This is a genomic window from Streptomyces sp. R818 (assembly GCF_056172735.1).
The window spans coordinates 98315-115307 of the sequence record NZ_JAOCNE010000005.1 but is presented as its reverse complement, the minus strand read 5'-3'; the positions used below and the strand labels follow the sequence as shown (position 1 = coordinate 115307).

10 protein-coding genes and 1 pseudogene are annotated in these 16993 nt (G+C 72.8%); 2 read left to right on the top strand and 9 right to left on the bottom strand.

From position 1 onward, the window contains the following. Positions 1-32 precede the first annotated feature (32 nt). From N5I75_RS15955 to mqnE, 9 genes are all read right to left on the bottom strand, one after another. Positions 33-1070 carry a ketoacyl-ACP synthase III family protein gene (locus N5I75_RS15955; protein WP_476678074.1) on the bottom strand — a complete coding sequence of 346 codons (1038 nt, stop codon included), beginning with the start codon at positions 1068-1070 and terminating at the stop codon, positions 33-35. A gap of 110 nt (positions 1071-1180) precedes the next feature. Beyond that, positions 1181-5302, bottom strand: coding sequence for an AMP-binding protein (locus N5I75_RS15950; protein WP_476678073.1), 4122 nt, complete (start codon positions 5300-5302; stop codon positions 1181-1183). A 10-nt stretch (positions 5303-5312) separates the two neighbouring features. Next, on the bottom strand, positions 5313-6164 hold the full coding sequence (locus tag N5I75_RS15945) for an ABC transporter permease (protein ID WP_476678071.1): 852 nt from the start codon (positions 6162-6164) through the stop codon (positions 5313-5315). Next, positions 6164-7177, bottom strand: a complete 1014-nt coding sequence (locus N5I75_RS15940; protein WP_476678069.1) for an ATP-binding cassette domain-containing protein — start codon at positions 7175-7177, stop codon at positions 6164-6166. Before N5I75_RS15940 ends, N5I75_RS15945 begins: the two co-directional genes overlap by 1 nt. 120 nt (positions 7178-7297) lie before the next feature. Then, on the bottom strand, positions 7298-8503 hold the full coding sequence (gene mqnC, locus N5I75_RS15935) for a cyclic dehypoxanthinyl futalosine synthase (RefSeq protein ID WP_476678068.1): 1206 nt from the start codon (positions 8501-8503) through the stop codon (positions 7298-7300). A gap of 34 nt (positions 8504-8537) precedes the next feature. Next, complete coding sequence (locus tag N5I75_RS15930) at positions 8538-9443, bottom strand: menaquinone biosynthetic enzyme MqnA/MqnD family protein (protein ID WP_476678066.1); 906 nt, start codon at positions 9441-9443, stop codon at positions 8538-8540. Between the two features lie 85 nt (positions 9444-9528). Next, positions 9529-10290, bottom strand: a complete 762-nt coding sequence (locus N5I75_RS15925; RefSeq protein WP_476678064.1) for a thioesterase II family protein — start codon at positions 10288-10290, stop codon at positions 9529-9531. Positions 10291-10408: 118 nt separating this feature from the next. Further along, the gene (locus N5I75_RS15920; protein WP_453764513.1) at positions 10409-10711 is read right to left on the bottom strand and encodes a ferredoxin; all 303 of its coding nucleotides are present in this window, start codon (positions 10709-10711) and stop codon (positions 10409-10411) included. 74 nt (positions 10712-10785) lie between these two features. Beyond that, complete coding sequence (mqnE, locus tag N5I75_RS15915) at positions 10786-11949, bottom strand: aminofutalosine synthase MqnE (RefSeq protein ID WP_394427918.1); 1164 nt, start codon at positions 11947-11949, stop codon at positions 10786-10788. A gap of 303 nt (positions 11950-12252) precedes the next feature. On the opposite strand from mqnE, the gene N5I75_RS15910 reads away from it, so the two are divergent. Both N5I75_RS15910 and N5I75_RS15905 read left to right on the top strand, forming a co-directional pair. Beyond that, complete coding sequence (locus N5I75_RS15910; RefSeq protein ID WP_476678061.1) at positions 12253-13113, top strand: 1,4-dihydroxy-6-naphthoate synthase; 861 nt, start codon at positions 12253-12255, stop codon at positions 13111-13113. A gap of 241 nt (positions 13114-13354) precedes the next feature. Then, positions 13355-16987 (top strand): annotated as a pseudogene (locus tag N5I75_RS15905) (type I polyketide synthase); the annotation flags it as partial. Positions 16988-16993: the final 6 nt, after the last annotated feature.

Here is a 16993-nt window from a genome sequence, read left to right as displayed (position 1 = left end):
GCGCAGGGTGCGGGCCCTTCGGCGTACGCGGTCTATTCGGCCCAGTGCGGGACGGCGGTCACGGTGACGACGGCCGCGCTGCACAGCCAGCCGGGGCCCTGCGACACCAGCAGGACGTGGTCGCCGGGGGCGACCTGGCGGGTGCGGACCAGGTGCTCCAGGGTGATGAACACGTCGGCGCCGCCCACATGCCCCACCGACTTGCCGAACTCGCCCCAGCTGCACCGGTCCATCGTCAGGCCGAGCGGCAGCATGATCGAGTACTCGATCATCCGGCCGTCCATGTTGATCGGGACGACCTTGGCCAGGTCCGAGGCGTTCAGACCGGCGTCCACGAGGGACCGCTGGATGACCTCCAGGTCGAAGAGGGTCAGCTTCTCCATCGTCTCCGACAGCGGCATCTCCCGTTCGGTGAAACGCTGCGCCCGCTCGGCCATGTCCGACATCGAGCCGGCGTCCTCCCGCAGCAGCAGCGGACCGTCGCCGCGGTGCCACTTCTCCAGCTCGTGCAGCACGCCGGAGTTCAGCGAGCGGACCTCGGCGAACCCCTCCTCGTCGCTGATCAGGGCGGCCGCCGCGCCGTCGCCGAGGATGTACGCCTGCCCGAAGCCCTTCCAGCGGTCCATCGTCGGGGAGGAGAAGTTCTCGCCGGTCGTCAGGAGCACCGAGCCGGCCCCGGCGGCGCCGGTGAGCTTGCCGATCGCCACGTCCAGGGCGCTGAGCATGCCGTCGCAGCCCTGCTGGAGATAGAGCGCGGGCAGGCGGCCCAGGCCGAGTTCACGCAGCACGTAGCCGGGTGGGTAGGCGCCCTCCGGGGCCTGGTAGTGGACCGCGGTGTGGATGTGGGCGCCCAGGTCCTCGGGGTCGGTCTTCGAGCGGTCCAGGGCGATCCGGGCCGCCTCGACCGCCATGTCCATCGCCGGGACGTCGCCCGCTATGTGAGCGCCCGTCAGGCCGTTCGCGGCCTGGATCTCCGCGTCCAGCTTCCCCTCCGCGACCGCCTGCTCGGCGCTCGCCCACTCGGGCAGCACCACGCCGAGCGACTCGATGTGGACGTTCTCGACACGCATCAGTTCCTCCTCCTGACCGGGCGGACCCGGCCGTCGACGACGGCGGAGACAGCCGGGCGGTACGGCACCCCTCGGTGCCGTACCGCCCGGCTGCGAACCGTCGACCCGCCTCAGTCGGCGAGCAGTTCCTTCATGAGATGGCGGGCCAGGCCCGCCGGTGTGGCGAAGTCGAAGACGACCGCGGCGGGCAGGGAGAGCCCCGTCGCCGTCTCCAGCGCGTTGCGCGCGGTGAGCGCGGTCAGCGAGTCGAAGCCGAGGTCGCGGGTCTCCTTGTCCTCAGGGACCTGTCCGGCCGAGGCGAGTCCGAGCGCGGTCGCGAAGTGCGTACGCACCACACGCAGCAGCGTGTCCTCCTGTTCGGCCCCGGTGAGCGCGGCCAGGCGGTGGCGCAGCCCGCCGGGGTCGGCGACCGTGTCGCGGGCGCGGCGCCGGACCACTCCGCCCGTCAGGTCGCGCAGCAGCGCGGCCGATCCGGTCAGGGGGCCGGCGGTTCGGGCGCCGGGCAGTTCCGGCCGGTCGGCGACGAGCGCGGTCCTGCCGGTCGCCACGGCCGACGCGAACAGGTCCGCCGCCTCGTCCGTCGCCGCGCCGGGGCCGCGCAGTGACACCGCCGCCACGCCTGCCGTGCGCAGGGCACGGGCCCACACGTCGAACACGGCGGCGACGGCCGCGTCCGCGAGGCCCGCCGCGGCGGGTGCGGGTGTCGCGAGGACCACGGAGGTCACCCCGTGCGCGGGCGCGGACCGGACCAGTTCGAGGGCGGGGTCGATGAGCGGACGCAGCGCGGCGTCCACGTCGTCCTGCGCCCCCGCCGTCGTCCCGTCGGTGCGGACGGCGGCGGTGAACAGCACGGTGCGCGGGGCGCTCCCGAGCAGCGTCCGGATCGCCCCGGCCGGGTCCACCGGCTCCCAGCGCACCGGCTCGGCGGCCTTCACGGAGTCCGGCAGCCGGTCGGCGACGTTCTTCGCGAACGGACCGGTCAGGAGGGTCTCGCCGACCTCGGACCGTGCGAGGAGTGCCTCGGCGGCGGTGGGGGCCTCGTCCCCGGCGAACAGGGCGGTTGCGTCCCGCAGGAACGGGGTGGTCGCGTCCCGGGTGTGCGGGGTCGTCGCGTCCTGCGTGAGCAGTGCTTCCCGGTCGCCGGCCGGTGTGCCGGGGGCAGCCGCAGGCACCCGTACCGCGCGCGGCGCCCGGGCCTGTCCCGATCGCAGTGCGACCCGTGGCTCGCCGCAGGCCACCGCCGACTCCACCCGTCGCCAGGACCGCTTGACGCCGTCCGTGTCCACGAGCACGAAGCGGCCGGGCGCCCGGTCCTGGGCGGCGCCGACCAGGCCCCACGCGGCGGCCGCGGCGGCGTCCGCCGGGTCGTCGTCCGTCGTGGCGACCCCGCCGCGCGTGAGCACGACGAGGCGGGTCTGTGCGAGCAGGGGGTGGGCGAAGTGGCGGATGACGGCCAGGGATTCGGCGACCGCCGTGCGCACCGCGTCGGCCGGGTCGGTGTCCGGGCGGGCGGCGGAGGCGGGGGAGACGATCACCACGTCCGGGACGGGCGGCGCGCCGTCCTCGGCCGCCGCCGTCAGGAGCGTCGGCAGGTCGGGGTGGGCCTCGGCGTAACGGCCCGCCGACATCAGCCCGGAGCGGGCGCCGTACGGGTCCGCGCCGACGACGGCCCAGCGGCCCGCGCGCGACGCGACCCGTGGCAGGTCCACATCCGTCCACACCTCCTCGAACAGACCGTCCTGCTGGACCGCCGACGCGGTCCGTACGTCCCGCGTGTCGAGCGGCGCGCACACCACCGCGTGCGCCTCGAACGCCGGGTCACCGGCACCGTCCGCGGCCTCGACGTCCCAAGTGCCGTCGGCCGCGCGCCGCAACCGCACCCGCAGCACCGACGCGCCCACGGCGTACACGGACACCTCGCGCCAGCGCACCGCCACCACGTCCTCGGCGCCGGACCCGGAGTGCTTCGCCGCGCTCGCGAGAGCCGCGTCGAGGAGCGCCGGATGCAGTGCGGGGTTCTCGTACGCGGCCGCCCAGTCGGGCAGCGACACCTCGACGAAGATCTCGTCGTCGCGGCGCCACACCCCGCGCGGCACGCGCCCGGTGCCCTCGCTGTCGGCCGCCCCGGCGACGCGGTCCGCGCCGCGCGGCGGCCACACCGCCAGGCTGGTCTCCGGCTCCGGCGCGGAACCGGCCGCGACCGTCGCCGACGCGTACCGGATCCACGGCCGCCCGGCCGCACCGCGCGCGTCGCGGCGCCCGTGCACCGTCACCCGCCGGACGCCCTCGGCGCCGGGCGCGCCGACGGACACGCGCAGTTGCACGCCCTCGTCGCGCGGCAGCACCAGCGGGCTGTCGGCCGACAGTTCAAGGACCCGGGCGCAGCCGGCCCGGCCCGCCGCGTGCAGCACCAGGTCGAGGAGCACGGCCCCGGCGACGACCGTCGCGCCGTCCACGCGGCGCAGCAGGGCCGGGTCGGCGCCGGCCGCCGTGATCCGCCCGGTGCACACCAGCTCGTCGCGCCCGGGCAGTTCGACCGCGGCGGAGAGCAGGGGGTGACCCGCGTCGTCCACGCCGAGGTCGGCGGCGCCGGTGTAGCGGGCCGCCGTCTCGACGGGCTGCCGGGACCTGCGCCACAGCAGCCGCGCGGGCAGGCCCGCCAGTTGTTTGCGGGCGACCTTCCCGGCCGGGTTGCGGGGCACCTCGGCGATCTCGTGGATCTCCTCCGGGAGCTTGAACGCCGACAGCCGCTGTCGGCAGGCCGCGAGCACCGCCTCGACGTCCAGTCCGCCCGGGGCGGGCACCACGTAGGCGACCGGGACCTCGCCGAGCGAGTCGTGCGGGACGCCCGCGACGGCCGCGTCCGCGACCCCGGGCGCCTGGACGAGCACCTGCTCCACCTCGCGGGGGTGGATGTTCTCCCCGCCGCGGATGATCAGCTCCTTGAGCCGGCCGGTGATGGTCACATAGCCGTCGTCGCCCTGCCGGGCCAGGTCGCCGGTGCGGTACCAGCCGTCGGAGAGGACGGCGGCGGTCTCCTCGGGCTGCTGGTGGTAGCCGAGCATCAGCGCGGGGCTGGAGACCCAGATCTCACCCTCGGCGCCCCGCTCCACCTCGTCCCCGGTGCGCGGGTCCGTCAGGCGCAGCGTCAGGCCGGGCAGCGGCACCCCGCACGAGCCGGGGACGTGGGGGCCCTCGGGCAGGTTCGTGGTGATCGCGCCGCCGGTCTCCGTCGAGCCGTAGCTGTCGAGGAGTGCGATGCCGAACGCGGACCGGAACGACTCGTGCAGGGACTGCGGGCAGGACGATCCGGCCACCATGCACACCCGCAGCGGCGGGACCTCGGTCTCCCCGGACCGCGCCAGCTCCGCCATCTGGTGGTACATCGTCGGCACGCCCACCAGGAAGGTGGCGTCCTCCGCGACGGCCCGGCACAGCACCTCGTCGGCGGCGAGGCCGTCGGTGATGCAGGCGGTGGCGCCGACCGCGACCACGCCGAGCACGCACACGTTGTGCGCCACGGCGTGGAACAGCGGCATCGGCCACACCATCCGGTCCTGCGGCTCCAGGCCGAGCAGCGGGGCGTTGCAGGAGGCCGTCGCCCACAACGACGTACGTTGCGTGGACACGACGCCCTTGGGCAGCCCGGTCGTCCCGGACGTGTAGAGCATCCAGGCGGGCTCGTCGAGGCCCAGGTCGTCGCGGGGCGGGGCGCGCAGGGACCAGGTCAGCGCGAGGTCCTCCCAGCGCGGCAGCTCCTCGTCGGCGGTATCGGCGAAGGCGGCCTCCGCGAAGCCCGGTTCGGATTCCTGGCCGACCAGGACCACCGTGACGCCCGGCCGCTGAGCGAGCACCCGGCGGATCTGCGGCAGTTGGGCCGCGCCGGTGATGACGAGGCGGGCCGCGCAGTCGTCGAGGAGGTGGGCCAGTTCCGCGTCGGTCGACTTCGGGTTCAGCGGCACACCGACCGCGCTGGCCCGGGTGATGGCGAGGTAACTCTCCACGGTCTCCACCCGGTTCGGCAGGTAGATGACCGCGGAGGCGCCCCGTTCGAGTCCGAGCCCCACCAGGTGGCTGGCGACCCGCGCGGTACGCCGGTCGAGCTCGGCCCAGGTCACCGAGCGGCGCGCGTCCTTGAACGCCGTACGGTCGGGCTGCCTGGCGGCGTGCCCGGCGAGCAGTTCGTGCACCGGGCGGATCAGGTCCGCCCGGAACGTGGCGTCGGCGGTCACCGGTGCCTCCTCACGATTCGGACGAACGGTAGCGGCGCACCGCGAGCGTGCGGCCGACCACGGCGATCAGCACCGACCAGCCGAGGGAGACCCAGATCGGGTGCTGCGCGGGCCAGGCGCCCGTCGCGGTCAGTCCCGGGTTGCCGAACAACTGGCGGGCCGCCTGCACGGTGGCGCTCAGCGGGTTCCACTCCGCGGCCCACCGCAGCACGGTCGGCAGCGTCGAGGGCGCCACGAACGCGTTCGACAGGAACGTCAGCGGGAACAGCCACAGGAAGTTGCTGGTCGCGGCAGCTTCCGGGGCGCGTACCGACAGGCCGATCACGACGCCCACCCACGACAGCGCGTACCCCAGGAGCAGCAGCAGCGCGAACGCGGCGACGGCGCGCGGCAGGCCGTGGTGGATGCGCCAGCCGACGAGCAGCGCGCACAGGATCATCACCGCCACCACGATGGTGTTCTGCACCAGGTCCGCGACGGTGCGGCCGGTGAGCAGCGCGCCGCGCGCCATGGGCAGCGACCGGAACCGGTCCACCATGCCGCTCTGCACGTCGTTGGCCATGCTGACGCTGCTGTTGCTGGCGGTGGCGAAGGCGATGGTCTGGGCGAAGAAGCCCGGCATCATGTACTCGCGGTAGGCGGTCGCGCCCTCCGTGCCGGGCAGGCTGAACGACCCGGCGAAGATGTAGGCGAAGAGCAGCACGAACACCACGGGCTGGATGAGGCTGAGGACGAGGACCTCCGGGATCCGCACCATGCGGATCACGTTGCGCCGGGTGACGACGAGGACGTCGCGCACGGACTTGGCGGCCGTGCCGGGCTTGAGTTCGGGTACGGGCGGTGCCGCTGCCGACACGTTCATCACTCCTTCTCGCTCGGCGCGCCGGCGCCGACCGCCGTACGTTCGGTGTCGCGCGGGGTGCCGGTCTGTGTGCCGGGCTTCGTGTCCTCGGTGAGGGCGAGGAAGACCTCGTCGAGGGTGGGGCGGCGCAGCCCGATGTCGGTGATCTCGATGCCGTCGGCGTCGAGTGCGGCGATGACCTCGGTGAGGAGGCGCACGCCGCCGTCCACGGGCACGGAGACCGTGCTGCGGGGCCGGTCCAGGTCCGGGGCTCTGTTGCCGAACCGGGCGAGCAGGCTCGCTGCCGGGTCGAGCTGTTCCGGCCAGGCCACGACGACCTCGATGTGCTGGCCGCCCGCCTGCGCCTTCAGGTCGCGCGGGGTGCCCCGCGCGATGATCCGCCCGTGGTCGACCACGGCGATGTCCCGGGCAAGGCGGTCGGCCTCCTCCAGGTACTGGGTGGTCAGCAGGAGCGTGGTGCCCTGGGACACCAGGTTCTCGATGGCGTCCCACAGCATCAGCCGGCTGGTGGGGTCGAGCCCGACCGACGGCTCGTCGAGGAACATCACCGAGGGCCGGACGACCAGGGCGCCGGCCAGGTCGAGGCGGCGCTTCATGCCGCCGGAGTAGGTGCTGGACACCCGGTCGGCGGCGGCGGTCAGGTCGAACTGCGCGAGGAGCTCGTCGGCCCGCTGCCGGGCGGGCCGGGAGCGCAGGCCGTACAGTTCGCCGATCATGCGGAGGTTCTCACGGCCCGTCAGCCGGTCGTCGACGGCCGCGAACTGGCCCGAGAGCCCGATGCGGAGCCGGACCCGGTCCGGTTCGCGGACCACGTCGTGACCGGCCACGACGGCGGTGCCCGCGTCGGGGCGCAGCAGGGTGGTGAGCAGCCGCACGGTCGTGGTCTTGCCCGCTCCGTTGGGGCCGAGCAGACCGAGCACGCCGCCTTCCGGCACGTCCAGGTCTACTCCGTCCACGGCCCGGACCTCGCCGAAGGTCTTGACCAGACCCGTGGCGTGAATGGCGCCCGCCATGGGCTTCTCCGTCCTCGTCGTGTGCAGGGGTGGGGGATGGCACTGCGTGGGGGTGTGGGTGAGCGGGGGCGCGAATGTCCGGGGCCCGGAAAGCGCGAGCCCCGGACGGACGCCCGGGGCTCAGGTGGCGGCGATCAGCTTCAGCTCGGGGTGGGCGGTGCCGCCCGCGATCGCGGTGGAGGACACGTGGGAGACGATCCGCTCGTCGACCGGGTCGTTCGCCGGGTCGTCGTGCACGGCCAGGTGCTCGTACGTGGTGTTGCGCTGGGCCGGGACGCGGCCCGCGCCCCGGATCAGGGTGAGCAGCTCGACCAGGTTGGAGCGGTGCTTGGCGCCCGCCGAGGAGACGACGTTCTCCTCCAGCATGATCGAGCCGAGGTCGTCGGCGCCGTAGTGCAGGGAGAGCTGGCCGATCTCCTTGCCGGTGGTCAGCCAGGAGCCCTGGATGTGCGGGACGTTGTCGAGGAAGAGACGGGCGATCGCGATCATGCGCAGGTACTCGAAGAGCGTGGCCTGCGTGCGGCCCTTGAGGTGGTTGTTCTCGGGCTGGTAGGTGTACGGGATGAAGGCGCGGAAGCCGCCCGTGCGGTCCTGTACGTCGCGGATCATGCGGATGTGCTCGATGCGCTCGGCGTTGGTCTCCCCGGTGCCCATCAGCATCGTCGAAGTGGACTCCACGCCGAGGCCGTGCGCGGTCTCCATGATCTCCAGCCAGCGCTCGCCGCTCTCCTTCAGCGGGGCGATCGCCTTGCGGGGCCGGGCGGGGAGCAGCTCGGCGCCGGCGCCCGCGAACGAGTCGAGCCCGGCCTTGTGGATGCGGGTGATCGCCTCCTCGACCGACACCTTCGAGATCCGGGCCATGTGCTCGACCTCGGACGCGCCGAGGGAGTGGATGACCAGCTGGGGGAAGGCTTCCTTGATCGCGGAGAAGTGCTGCTCGTAGTACTCGACGCCGTAGTCGGGGTGGTGCCCGCCCTGGAACATGATCTGGGTGCCGCCCAGCTCGACGGTCTCCGCGCAACGGCGCAGGATGTCGTCCAGGTCCCGGGTCCAGCCCTTCTTCGTGTCCTTCGGGGCGGCGTAGAAGGCGCAGAACTTGCACGCCGTGACGCACACGTTCGTGTAGTTGATGTTCCGCTCGATGATGTACGTCGCTATGTGCTCCGTGTCCGCGTACAGACGGCGGCGCACGGCGTCCGCGGCGGCGCCCAGCGCGTGCAGCGGCGCGTCGCGGTAGAGGTCGAGAGCCTCTTCCGGCGTGATCCGTCCACCGGCCGCGGCACGGTCGAGCACGGGCTGGAGTTCATGGGGTGCGGGACGGGACATGGTGTCCGGGCCTTTCGGATGGGCGTGGAAGGGGTCAGAGGGCGGGGGTGGAGGGCTCCAGCAGACGGACGGTGACGTCGGGCGGGAACCCCTCGTCGCCGCCGCCGACCCGGCGGGCGAACTCGGTGATGCCGGCGAGCTGCGCGGCGCCGAGGGTGAAGTCGAGGGCCGTGGTGTAGTAGCGCTCCAGCGTCGAGGCGTCGAACTCCTCCCACTGCGAAGCCTGTTCGCAGACCTTGGTCACCTCGGCGAGCGAGAGGTCGCGGGAGGCGAGCAGGTCGGAGTGGACCCGGCGCACCAGCTCCGGCTCCCGCGCCAGGAAGTCGCGGCGCGCCGCGAACACGGCGAACACGAACGGCAGCCCCGTCCAGTCCTTCCACATCCGGCCGAGGTCGTGCACCTGCAGCCCCATCAGGGGCGCCTCGTGCAGCGACGCGCGCAGGGCGGCGTCACCGATCACCACCGCCGCCTTGGCCTCGGACATCATGGTGCGCAGATCCGGCGGGCACACGTAGTAGTCGGGCTTCACACCGACCCGCTCCGCGAGGAGCAGCTGCGCCAGGCGCACGGACGTGCGGCTGGTCGAGCCGAGCGCGACGCGCTCCCCGTCCAGCTCCTCAAGCGGCACCTGGCTGACGATCAGGCAGGACATGACGTCACCGTCGCTGCCGACCGCGATGTCCGGCAGCGCCACCAGGTCGTCGGCGTGGCGCAGGAACTCCAGGAGGCTGATCGGGCCCATGTCGAGCTCGCCCGCCGCCAGGGCGTCGTTGAGACCGTCCGGCGTGTCGGGACGCAGGTCCATGTCCAGGAGGGTGCCGGTGCGGGCGAGGCCCCAGAACAGGGGCAGGCAGTTGAGGAACTGGATGTGGCCGACCCGGGGACGGCGTCGGCGCACCTGCGTCGACTGCGCGGCCTCGGGGGCGAGTTGCTCGGTCATCGTGCACATCTCCCGGAACGGGTCGAGGGGAAAGCGGGGGAGGGGCGGCGGGATTCAGGCGGATTCAGGCGGAATCAGGCGGGGATCAGCCCTGGCGGGCGGGTGCGGTGAAGTGCTCGTCGAGGACGGCGAGGACCTCGGCGGGCCGCTCCGAGAGGAAGAAGTGACCGCCGGTGAAGACCCGCACGTCCGCTCCGGCCGTGGTGTGCTCGCTCCAGGCGTGCGCCTCCGGGAGAGAGGTACGGGGGTCGGCGTCGCCGGTCAGAACGGTCACGGGGCAGCTCACGGTGGCCCCGGGCTCGCAGCGGTAGGTCTCCACCGCCCGGTAGTCGCTGCGGATCGCGGGCAGCACCATGCGCAGCAGCTCCTCGTCCTGGAGGACCTGGGCGTCCGTGCCGGCCAGCGCCCGCAGCTCGGCGATGACCCCGTCGTCGTCGAGGGTGTGGACGTGCTCGTCGCGGGTGCGGGACGGGGCCCGCCGGCCCGAGGCGAACAGCCGGACGGGACCGGACCCACTGCGCTCCAGACGGCGCGCCACCTCGAACGCGACCAGCGCGCCCATGCTGTGGCCGAAGAAGGTCAGCGGCCGGTCGTCGTCCCACGCCGCGAGGGCCCCGGCGACCTGGTCGGCGAGTTCGGCCACCGAGGCGGGGCCCGGTTCGCGCCGCCGGTCCTGACGCCCGGGGTACTGGATCGCGGCGACGTCGACGCGGGGGCTGAGCGCGCCGGCGACCGGCACGTAGAAGCTGGCCGAACCACCGGCGTGCGGGAAGCACACCAGGCGTTCGGCGGCGTCGGGGGAGGGCCGGAACCTGCGGATCCACAGGTTGTCGGTGGTGGAACTCATGGACGTACGTGTCCTTCCGGTGGGGCGGTACGGCGGCGGCTTCGCGGGTTCGTGCCGGCGACCCGCTCACCGGGCGGCGGGACGGGCCGCCCGGTGAGCGCGGGGAGGGGAGACGGGGTCAGGCGTCCTCGGCCTCGGGGCCGTACACCTCGACCTGGTCGGAGACCCGGCGCACGTGGATGCACTCGCCGGGGCACTCCTTGGCGGAGTCCACCACGTCGGTGAGCAGATCGAGGCGGAGCCGCGTCGTGGCGCCCGGCGTCTGGAGCAGCTCGTCGTCGTCGCTCTTGACGTACGCGAGCCCGTCGATGTCCAGCTCGAACACCTCGGGCGCGTACTGGGCACAGATACCGTCACCGGTGCACAGGTCCTGGTCGATCCAGACTTCCAGGTCCTCGTCGTTCGTTGTCTGCGGGGACATTCACACCTGCCTGGCAGTGTCGTCGTGGTGTCGTCGTGGTGTCGTCAAGGTGTCGTCTTCTGGATCGGCCGGGGTCACACGCGCATCGGCTGCGGCGCCTCGCGGCGGGCCGGGTCGTGGCCCTCGTACTCGCGGATGATCTCGTAGCGGGTGTTCCGCTCGACCGGGCGGAACCCGGCGTCGCGGATCAGGTCGAGGAGGTCCTCGCGGGTCAGCTTGTTCGGGGTGCCGTAGTTGTCGGCGTCGTGCGTGATCTTGTACTCGACGACCGAGCCGTCCATGTCGTCCGCGCCGTGCTGCAGGGCGAGCTGCGCGGTCTGCAGGCCGTGCATGACCCAGAAGACCTTGACGTGCGGGACGTTGTCGAAGAGGAGGCGGGAGACGGCGAACGTCTTCAGCGCCTCGGCGCCGGTCGCCATGGTGGTGCGCGCCTGCAGCCGGTTGCGGACCTTGCCGTCCTTCATGTCGACGAAGTCGTGCTGGTAGCGCAGCGGGATGAAGACCTGGAAACCGCCCGTCTCGTCCTGCAGTTCCCGCAGGCGAAGCACGTGGTCGACGCGGTGGCGCCGCTCCTCGATGTGCCCGTAGAGCATGGTGCACGGGGTCTTCAGACCCTTCTCGTGCGCGAGGCGGTGGATGCGCGACCAGTCCTCCCAGTGCGTGCGGTGGTCCACGATGTGCTGGCGGACCTCCCAGTCGAAGATCTCCGCGCCGCCACCGGTCAGCGACTCCAGGCCCGCGTCGATCAGCTCGTCGAGGATCTCGGACGCGCTCATCCCGCTGATCGTCTCGAAGTGGTGGATCTCGGTCGCCGTGAACGCCTTGAGACCGACGTTCGGCAGCGCCTTCTTCAGCTCGCGCAGCGAACGCGGGTAGTAGCGCCACGGCAGGTTCGGGTGCAGACCGTTGACGATGTGCAGCTCCGAGAGGTGCTCGTTCTCCATCGCCTTCGCCAGACGGACGGCCTCCTCGATGCGCATCGTGTACGCGTCCTGCTCGCCCGGCTTGCGCTGGAAGGAGCAGTAGGCGCAGGACGCCGTGCACACGTTGGTCATGTTGAGGTGCCGGTTGACGTTGAAGTGCACCACGTCACCGTTCTTGCGCGTGCGCACCTCGTGCGCCAGACCGCCCAGCCACGCCAGGTCGTCCGACTCGTACAGGGCGATGCCGTCCTCGCGGGACAGCCGCTCACCGGAGAAGACCTTCTCCTCCAGTTCGCGCTTGAGCCCAGCGTCCATGGCCGGGAACCTCCTCGTTCAGTGCCTGACGGCACGCGTAGTGGGTCTGCGCACGGGGCGCGGTGTGCCATGTCGGCGAGCCCGGAACGCACCGGCGCCGACGGGCCACGGCCCCGGCCTTCGTGCCCGAAGGGGAAGTGGGCACGAGCGGAACCCCGGGCCCGTCGGCGGGCACCGACGCCGCGTCGGGTGGGGCTCCCCCATCCTCGTGGAGGGCAGTCTGGGGAAAACCCCACATCCTCAACGGCTTTGCTGAGGGCACGACCGCCAGATCCCCGCGCCACATCCCAGGAGAGGAACGTCATGCCGACGCCGCTGACCCTCGCGCACTCGCCCTGCCCCAACGACACCTTCGTCTTCCACGCCTGGACCGAGGGGCTGCTCCCCGACGCCCCCGAGGTCCGGCTCGCCTTCGCCGACATCGACATCACCAACGGCCAGGCCCGGCGCGGCGAGCTGGACATCCTCAAGGTCTCCTACGGCGTCCTGCCGCACATCCTCGACGACTACGCGCTGCTGCCCTGCGGCGGCGCGCTCGGACACGGCTGCGGCCCGCTCCTCCTGGTCGCCGAGCCGGGCGAACCCGCCGCCCTCGCCGGGGCCCGCGTCGCCGTCCCCAGCACCACCTCCACGGCCTACCTGCTGTTCCGGCTGTGGGCGGCCGACGCCGTGCCCGGCGGCGTCGGCGAGATCGTCGTCCTGCCGTTCCACGAGATCATGCCCGCCGTCCGCGACGGCCTCGTGGACGCCGGACTCGTCATCCACGAGGCCCGCTTCACCTACGGCCGCTACGGCCTGCACTGCACCGCCGACATGGGCGAGGAGTGGGAGAAGCGCACCAACCTGCCCATCCCGCTCGGCGCCATCGTCGCCCGCCGCTCCCTCGGCACCCCCGTCCTGCGCTCCCTCGCCGACGCCGTCCGCGCCTCCGTCCGCGCCGCCCGCCAGGACCCCGGCGCCTCCCGCGCCCATGTCCTGCGCCACGCACAGGAGATGGAGTCCGACGTCGTCGACCAGCACATCGAGCTGTACGTCAACGAGTTCACCGCCGACCTCGGCGAGAACGGCCTGCACGCCGTACGCACCCTGCTCGACCGCTCCGCCGACCTCGGCCTGCTGCCCCGCGTCCCCGAGGGCGCCCTCGACGCGACCCTCGCGCTGTAGCCCCGGCCCCTCCCAGCACTGACCTCCTCAGGGAGCCTCGCCTCTTCGCGGCGGCCGGCAACGCTAGGAGTTCTCTTAGAGCACCCCGCCGGCACCCCGTACACCCGCATGACCCTTCCCATAATCGGCCGCAGGGACAGGCCCGGCACCGGGAGCGCCACGGCCTGTCCCCGCGAGGGCACCGGGTGGCACGCCCGCCCCTCACCGGCCCCGGCGCCCACAAGGCGCCGGGGCCCGCCCGATACCCCCGTGCCGACCGGCGGAGCCAGCGCGCCCGCCGCCGAAGGGAGACCGCCCTGTGAGCCCTGTGAGCGAGGACAAGCTGCGTGACTTCTTGACCCGCGTCTCCAACGACCTGCAGCGCACCCGCACCCGGTTGCGCCAGGTCGAGGGCAGGGCCACGGAACCGATCGCCGTGGTCTCCATGAGCTGCCGCTACCCCGGCGGGGTCCGCACCCCCGAGGACCTGTGGCACCTCATCGACACCGGCACCGACGGCATCTCCCCGTTCCCCGACGACCGCGGCTGGGACCTCGACACCCTTTACGACCCCGACCCGGCGAGCCCCGGCACCTGCTACACCCGCGAAGGCGGCTTCCTCCACGACGCCGCCGACTTCGACCCCGCCTTCTTCGGCATGTCACCGCGCGAGGCCCTCGCCACCGACCCGCAGCAGCGCCTCCTGCTCGAACTCGTCTGGGAATCCCTCGAACGTGCCGGACTGCGCCCCTCCGACCTGCGCGGCAGCGCCACGGGCGTCTTCGCCGGGGTCATGTACAACGACTACGCGACCCGTTTCCCGGAGCCGCCCCCCGGCGTCGAGGGCTACCTCGGCAACGGCAGCGCGGCGAGCATCGCGTCCGGCCGCGTCTCCTACACCTTCGGCTTCGAGGGCCCCGCCCTGACCGTCGACACCGCCTGCTCCTCCTCCCTCGTCGCCCTGCACCTCGCCGTGCAGTCCCTGCGCCAGGGCGAGTGCGACCTCGCCCTCGCAGGCGGCGTCGCCTTCATGTCGACCCCGGTCACCTTCCTTGAGTTCAGCCGCCAGCGCGGCCTCTCTCCCGACGGGCGCTGCAAGTCCTTCGCGGACGCCACCGACGGCACCGGCTGGGGCGAGGGCGCCGGCATCGTGCTCCTGGAACGCCTCTCCGACGCCCGCCGCAACGGACATCAGGTACTCGCCGTCGTCCGCGGCTCGGCCGTCAACCAGGACGGCGCCAGCAGCGGCCTCACCGCCCCCAACGGCCCCTCCCAGCAACGCGTCATCCGCCAGGCCCTGACCTCCGCCGGGCTCACCACCCAGGACGTCGACGCCGTCGAGGCCCACGGCACCGGCACCAGCCTCGGCGACCCCATCGAGGCGCAGGCCCTGCTCGCCACCTACGGCCAGAACCGCGCGGAGGACCAGCCGCTGTGGCTGGGCTCCCTCAAGTCCAACATCGGCCACACACAGGCGGCCGCCGGTGTCGGTGGCGTCATCAAGATGGTCATGGCCCTGCGCCACGCCAACCTGCCCCGCACCCTGCACGTCGACGCCCCCACCACGAAGGTCGACTGGACCGAGGGCAACGTACGTCTCCTCACCGACCCCGTCGCCTGGCCGCCGCAGGCCGACCGCCCCCGGCGCGCGGGAGTCTCCGCGTTCGGCGTCTCCGGCACCAACGCGCACGTCATCCTGGAAGAGGCCCCCGAGATCCAGACGGCGCGGGAAGAGGAGACCCCCGCCCCGCGCCCGCTCCCGCCGGTGATCCCCTGGACCCTCTCCGCACGCACCACCGAGGCCCTGAAGGACCAGGCCGCGGCCCTCCTCGCGCACCTCGACGCCCACCCCGACACCGACTGCCGGGCCGTCGCCCACACCCTCGCCGAGGGACGCTCCCTGTTCGAACAGCGCGCCGTCGTCATCGGAACCGACCGCGACAGCCTCACTGCCAACCTCACATCACTGGCCCAGAACACCACCTCACCTGACGTCGTCACCGGCACCGCCCGACGCGGAGGCAGGACGGCGTTCTTGTTCTCGGGGCAGGGGGCGCAGCGGCTGGGGATGGGGCGTGCACTGTACGGCGCCTTCCCGGTGTTCGCGGAGGCGTTCGACGCGGTGTGCGCGGAGGTGGGGGAGGAGCTGCGGGATGTCGTCTTCGGTGATGACGCCGAGCGGCTGAATCGTACGGAGTGGACGCAGCCCGCGCTGTTCGCGGTCGAGGTGGCGTTGTTCCGTCTGGTGGAGTCGTTCGGGGTGCGCCCGGACGTCCTGATGGGGCATTCGATCGGTGAGATCGCTGCCGCGCATGTGGCGGGGGCGATGTCGCTGGAGGACGCGTGTGCCCTGGTGGTGGCGCGTGGCCGGTTGATGCAGGAGTTGCCTGCTGGTGGCGTGATGGTGGCCGTGGAGGCTTCCGAAACCGAGGTGCTTCCCCTGCTTCGTGACGGTGTCTCGATCGCTGCCGTCAACGGCCCGCAGGCTGTGGTGATCGCGGGTGTTGAGGGGGCTGTCGAACAGGTCGCCTCCGAGCTCGCAGAGCAGGGCCGGCGTACGTCCCGGCTGCGTGTCTCGCACGCGTTCCATTCATCGCTCATGGAGCCGATGCTCGACGCCTTCCGCGAGGTGGCCGAGCGGATCACCTACGCGCCCCCATCGATACCGGTCGTGTCGAACGTGACCGGACACCTCGCCATCGAGGGCGAGTTGGCGTCGGCCGACTACTGGGTGCGGCACGTCCGCGAGGCGGTGCGTTTCGCCGACGGTGTGAACGCCCTGGCCGCGCAAGGGGTGACCCGGTTCCTGGAGATCGGCCCCGACGGCACCCTCACCGCCCTCGCGCGGACCGTCCTCGGCGACAAGGCCGAGGACGCCGTGCTCGTTCCCGTCCTGCGCAAGGACCGCGACGAGCCCCGTACGGCGGTCGCCGCGCTCGCGACGCTGCACGCTTCCGGCCGCGCGGTCGACTGGAGCGCCCTGCTGCCGGAAACCTCGGACCCCGTCCTGCTTCCGACCTACCCCTTCCAGCGGCGCCGCTACTGGCTGGACCCGGTCGCGGGCCGCGTCGGACCCCGGGGCGAGCACCCGCTGCTCACCGCCGGGATCGGCCTCGCCGACTCCACGAGCGTGGTGGCGACCGGGCGTCTCTCGGCACGCACGCAACCCTGGCTGGCCGAACTCGCCACCGGCGGCGGATCCCTCGTCGCGGCCTCCGTCCTCACCGACCTGGCGCTGCACACGGGACGCACGCTCGGCGCCCACCGTCTCACCGAGCTCCATGTCGACGAGCCGCTGCCGCTGGCCCCTGTCGGCGAGACCGAGATACAGACCGTCACCGAGCTGGAGGCGGGCGGCGGACAGCGCTGGACCTTCACCCTCTACGCACGGCCGTTCGAGCCTGACGCCGACCTCGCCGACAAGTCCCGGCCCTGGATTCGGCACGCGCATGGCACACTCGCCACCGTCTCCCACCTGGCAGACACGTCCGGTACAGGGGCCGGTGAGGCGTGGCCCCCGCCCGGCGCGACGCCCGTGGACCTGGACGAGCTGTACGCAGCTCTGGACCTGACGACGGCGGCAGAGGTACCGCAAACACTGACCGCGGCCTGGCGTCTGGGCGACGAGGTGTTCGCCGAGGCCGCGCTTCCGGAGACGAAGGCGGCCGAGGGTGCCGGATTCGCCGTGCACCCCGCGCTCCTGGACAACGCACTGGTGGCGCTCGGCGCGCTGGGCGGCCCCGTTCCGCACCTCGTGTCCTGGTCCGACCTCACCGTCCACGCCACCGGTGCCGCGAACGTACGGCTGCACATCGTCGCGCGCTCGGAGACCGAAGCCGCGCTCAGGCTCCTGGACGCCGACGGGGCGCCGGTCCTCACCGCCCGCGGCGTCGCCGTCCTG